Source organism: Arsenophonus nasoniae DSM 15247, assembly GCF_000429565.1.
Classification (GTDB): Bacteria; Pseudomonadota; Gammaproteobacteria; order Enterobacterales; family Enterobacteriaceae; genus Arsenophonus; species Arsenophonus nasoniae.
The window spans coordinates 1-4057 of the sequence record NZ_AUCC01000049.1 but is presented as its reverse complement, the minus strand read 5'-3'; the positions used below and the strand labels follow the sequence as shown (position 1 = coordinate 4057).

Below are 4057 nucleotides of genomic sequence, written 5' to 3'. Positions count from 1 at the left end.
AGGAATGTTGCGTATAGAACTGTGGAGCATTCACTTGAAGATATTAAAACAAGATATGATCTTTATTCGCTAAACGATATGCTTTCAATATTTCAAGTTCGCTTATCATTTCTTGCTTTATCTGGCTGTTTTGTGAAAAAGCAATAAATTTACTCCCATTTATCAATGGTAAAAATAATGACCAGTGCTGTTATGCTGGTCTTTTTGCTTTAACTCGCTGATCAATCAACTACGGGGATTTTCCCTCATGCATGAATTTTCTAAATATTTAATACTTAATCATTCAAGACATCATAATGCAAATTTAAAATTATAAAATTTCCTCCCACCTCCTACTAACACCAGGGAAATGTTAAACCAGCTATTACCATCTCCTAGCTGGTTTTTTCTTGCCTACAGTAAAAAATTAGCATACGTGATAAACAAAAAAATAAAACAATATTTATCAACTAATTATTTGATTTATTTTATTTTATTTTTTTAACACCCCCTTGACAAGAACAATTAAAAAACCAAAATACTGTATATAAACACAGTTATTTTAAGTGAGGCTAGATATGAATCCTATTAGAAAATACGAAGAAACCGACAAAGTTGAACGGGATGTTATGCAGAGTTTGGGCTACGAATGGAAAAATCGAGGATGGCAAAGAGGAAGCCAAATCAATCAAGATACTATATTAACTCAAGCATGGGTTGGACCTGTTCCTAACAATTTTAAACCACCTAAAAATCCAGAAAGACCGCATATATGGGATACCCCTATTTCAGAAATTAACAAATCTACGACAAATATATTTGATGATGATGACCCTCCCGCACCTTTGACTGAAAGTTACAAAAACGAAGAACGAAAAAAGAAGGATGATATCGTAAAATATCATAAGGAATTAGAACAAGATATTAATTACAAGCTTCAGACAGCCACCCAAATAAAACAATCGTTACAGACAGAATATAACAAAAAAGTAGCATCTCTATCTCCTGCAGAAAAAGCAGAGCATGAGTTAAACATAGCAAAAACAGCATTAGAGCAAACTAAAGCTCAAATAGCCTTAGATATGGCAAAAGTAAAGAGAATCGAGGCGGAATACAGTAGACTGGCAGAAGAAGCCATGATTCTTTCATATGAAAAACCAACTTCATCAAACAGACGAGAATGGAAAAAAGCATGGGACACAGCTCATAAAAAACTAGAGGAGGCAAATCCTATAAAAAACAAGATTGAAAATGACAAAAAAAATCTACCAAAACTAGAAAAAGATATTCAAAATAAAAAACAGAATTTAGACAATGAAAAACAAAATGAAATAAAAGATGCTGTCAAATTTACGGCTGACTTCTATAAAGAAGTTACAAGTAAATATGGTGAACAATCCGCAAAAATAGCAAAAGAATTAGCGGAAGCTGCCAAAGGTAAACAAATTCGTAATGCAGAGCAAGCGCTTAAATCATTTGATAAATACAAAGAATCTCTTAATAAAAAGTTTGGCGTTAAAGACCGAGAAGCAATAGCTAAAGCATTGGAATCCTTAAAGCGAGATGAAATAGCTAAAAACCTAAAAAAATTCAGTAAAGCATTTGGATTAACAAGTTCATTTATTGACTTCCATGATCTGCTTCAAGAACTAAAAAAATCTATAGAAACAAATAATTGGCAGCCATTTTTTATCAAAACAGAAAGTTTAGTTGCAGGAAAAGCAGCAGTAGCAATAACCGCATTCTCTTTTAGTATTATACTAGGATCACCAATAGGCGCTTTAGGTTATGCTCTTATTATTGCTGTAGTTGGAGCTTTAATAAATGATGAGTTAATAGAAAAAGCCAACAAATTATTATAATAATATAAAAATATAAACCACTGTTAATATCAGTGGTTATTTTTTATAATCAAAAACAAAAAATATCCACCACCTAATGGAATGGAAAAAACATAACAAAATAAATAATAAATAGCCTGCATACTCCCACCAACTGGATTAGTAAAAAAATCATGTTCCCAAAATTTTCTAGAGGTGTATTTTAATGCTATGTTTTCAATTGCCATCTTTGCAAACGGATATAAAAAAGCATTAACAAAAGCCAAGAATAAAAAACCATAATTATTATGATTATCAAAGACTAAAATAAATGAACCTGCCAACCCCCAAAATACATTTCTGATATAATAATTTTTATTCATATTAACAACCTTCAAAATAGAATAATCACCAAAACATGACATGGATCGCTCCGCTCACGCATCGGCGCGCAAAAGCTCCTGTACACCTCTGTAAGCGATTTTCTCGTCTTCCATGCCCTGACGGGCATCTAAAACCGAGAAAGTGCCGTTACAGGCTTTTCAGGGGCTTTAAAATCGAAAAAGAAGACGTTGCTGTAACTTCCACCGCTCGGCGCAGTCTTTGGCTGAGGCGTACCGCAGGAGCGAAGCGACGAGGAACGAACAGCCAAAGCGAGGAAGCGGAAGATCATCAAATGCTGATTGAAGCACGTTCACACTGATGCCTGAGACTGACACGGAGAGTCTTATCAGGAAAGAGCAAAATTAGGGATCTGATGGGTTTGCCAGATGTGAAGTTATCCACAGGCTCAAGGGGGTGAAACTCGGTTAAAAGACTAGTTATGTATAAGTTAAAAGAGTTAAAGGGATTTTTCTGGCTGTAGGTATATGAAATAAAATAAGTTTTTCGACTTGTTGGTTTTTGAAGTGCGATAGTTGGTTTTTGAAGTGCGATAGTTTGGTTTTTGAAGTGCGAGTGTCAAGCAGGGTTATACACAAAAATTCTCCGATAGTTTTGAATCGAATCTATCAAATTATTGACTTTGGTTTTTAAAGTACTATATTTTGTTTTTGAAGTGCGATGTTTTTTTTATCAAACATTGGTTTTTGAAGTGCGAAAGCGGTTTTTGAAGTGCGAAACAAGCGAACCGTCAAAGTGATGCAACACTATGACGGCTCTTACCAACAACCCTAGACTAGATAGGATTGAGGCTATGACCGATCATACTGACAAAGTGAGAGCAAGCAAGTTGAAAACGTTACGCCCCCGTAGGCACGAAATAGATTTTTTTATTGCCGATGAGATAGAGCTTTCCAGCTTCCGTGATGAGATGGCGAGCATGGAGCATCCATTTTTTGCATTGAAAGCTGGAGATACGAAAGTTCGGGAGTACAAGAATGGATCTACCACGGTAACCGTTCGCCCTGCTGCGCAAATTGGGTTGGCTACTGTGTTTGATAAAGACATTTGGATTTATGCGATATCTAAATTACAAGAATCTATAAATAATAATGAGCCGGTAAGTAGAACTGTCTGTTTTACTCCGTATGATTTTTTTGTCACAACAAACAGAAGCAAAAGCGGGAAAAGCTATGATGATTTAAAGAAAGCTCTAAGGCGTTTAAAAGGAACAACGATAGAAACAAATATTATTTATTCTGAAGAAAACATAGATACAGAAAACTTTGGATTCATTGATAGATGGCGTGTCATTGAAGAAAAAAAAGGTAAGCTCGATATTGGTATGGTAGAGGTAACTTTACCTGACTGGCTATATCAGGCATTACATAAAAAGAAAATGCTGAAAATCAGTCCAGACTACTTCCGTATCAGAAAGGCGATAGACAGGCGAATTTATGAGATAGTCCGCAAGCATTGTGGCAACCAAGGGGAGTTTACCATATCCCTTGAAAAGCTGCATTTAAAGACGGGAAGTACCGCCTTATTGAAAATGTTCAGGCATAACATTAAGCAACTAGATAAAGCTAATGACTTGCCCGATTACAGTATTCGTTACGATGCAAAAACGGATATGGTTATTTTTAATAACCGTAATCTGACGCCGGATCAGGAAGAGAAAGAGCAACAACGGGAAAAAGGGAAACGTGAGATTTATAAGTTAAAAAATTCACTGGCAGAAAAAAGGGCTAAAAATTGAGTAAACTATCCCACCACGACAGCCTGTTTAAGAAATTCCTCGGTGATATCACGATTGCAAGGGACTTTCTGAAAATTCATTTACCTGAAAAACTTCGTCAATTGTGTGATTTTAGTAC

4 protein-coding genes are annotated in these 4057 nt (G+C 35.3%); 3 read left to right on the top strand and 1 reads right to left on the bottom strand.

Annotated elements, in window-relative coordinates; all coding sequences use genetic code 11:
- The first annotated feature begins 557 nt into the window (after window positions 1–557).
- Window positions 558–1841, top strand: a complete 1284-nt coding sequence (locus tag G468_RS22475) for a colicin-like pore-forming protein (RefSeq protein ID WP_051297045.1) — start codon at window positions 558–560, stop codon at window positions 1839–1841.
- Between the two features lie 29 nt (window positions 1842–1870).
- Here the strand turns inward: G468_RS22475 and G468_RS0110715 are convergent, their stop codons facing one another.
- Window positions 1871–2224: a colicin E1 family microcin immunity protein gene (locus G468_RS0110715; protein ID WP_026823125.1), complete on the bottom strand. Its 354-nt coding sequence runs from the start codon at window positions 2222–2224 to the stop codon at window positions 1871–1873.
- A gap of 770 nt (window positions 2225–2994) precedes the next feature.
- On the opposite strand from G468_RS0110715, the gene G468_RS0110710 reads away from it, so the two are divergent.
- Window positions 2995–3939 (top strand): replication initiator protein A, encoded by a 945-nt coding sequence (locus G468_RS0110710; protein WP_026823124.1) that lies wholly within the window; start codon window positions 2995–2997, stop codon window positions 3937–3939.
- Window positions 3936–4057 (top strand): Rpn family recombination-promoting nuclease/putative transposase (locus G468_RS22930; protein WP_162143422.1); only part of this gene is annotated, 122 nt, incomplete at its 3' end. The genes G468_RS0110710 and G468_RS22930, both read left to right, overlap by 4 nt.

Bases quoted from the DNA above. Each gene is read 5' to 3' on its own strand.
- G468_RS0110715 (WP_026823125.1), bottom strand. From the start codon at position 2,224: ATGTCATGTTTTGGTGATTATTCTATTTTGAAGGTTGTTAATATGAAT.
- G468_RS0110710 (WP_026823124.1), top strand. From the start codon at position 2,995: ATGACCGATCATACTGACAAAGTGAGAGCAAGCAAGTTGAAAACGTTA.
- G468_RS22475 (WP_051297045.1), top strand. From the start codon at position 558: ATGAATCCTATTAGAAAATACGAAGAAACCGACAAAGTTGAACGGGAT.